The sequence below is a fragment of the Deinococcus sp. genome (assembly GCF_018260405.1).
In the GTDB taxonomy this organism is placed as follows: domain Bacteria; phylum Deinococcota; class Deinococci; order Deinococcales; family Deinococcaceae; genus Deinococcus.
In genome coordinates this window covers 1-588 of record NZ_JAGLBG010000261.1, presented here as the reverse complement: position 1 = coordinate 588, position 588 = coordinate 1, and the positions used below count along the sequence as shown (strand labels likewise).

Here is a 588-nt window from a genome sequence, read left to right as displayed (position 1 = left end):
ACTTTTGGGTGACGACGTGGGGACTGGGAAAGGGTAGAAGGCAGCCATGCAACGGACTTTAGGACAACCAAAGAGCGGCAAGAGTCTGGTGAAACAGATATTCACTGGTATAGCTGTTGTTTTCAGCTTAATCATTGTTGCTGGCTACTTCCTCACTCGCTTGCAGTTTGAACCCGGCCTCTTTCGTCAACCTTTCTACCGCCTAAACCATCAGGTTTTTTCCGTTCAGGACATTGGGCACAGCTACCCTAGCCGTGAAGTCGCCATTGCTTTAAACACAAGCGAAAACTCAAATCCAAGGGAAGAGGCTTTGGCTTGTGTTCAAGCATTTGAGATTCGTTCCTTGCAGGATGGACAAAGTTTAACTTGCCGTGTTTTTCAGAATGAAGCAACGTATAACCTCTATCAAAAAGGTGAGAAGGGGTGCGTTATTGCTGAGGCAGTTCAGGGGCCTTATGGCAGAGCAGAGAATACCGAAGTCAGGATGAATGATTGATCTCACTGTGGCAATTAAGGCTAAGCTTGAGCCTCTGCGCTTTGGGGATGGGGCGGGGAAGGAGGGTGAAACGCAATGACCGCATCGAAGGA

General features: G+C 48.5%; 1 protein-coding gene. It reads left to right on the top strand.

What is annotated here, in order from left to right; genetic code table 11:
- The first annotated feature begins 46 nt into the window (after positions 1–46).
- The gene (locus tag QZ269_RS13440; RefSeq protein ID WP_291427193.1) at positions 47–496 is read left to right on the top strand and encodes a hypothetical protein; all 450 of its coding nucleotides are present in this window, start codon (positions 47–49) and stop codon (positions 494–496) included.
- Positions 497–588: the final 92 nt, after the last annotated feature.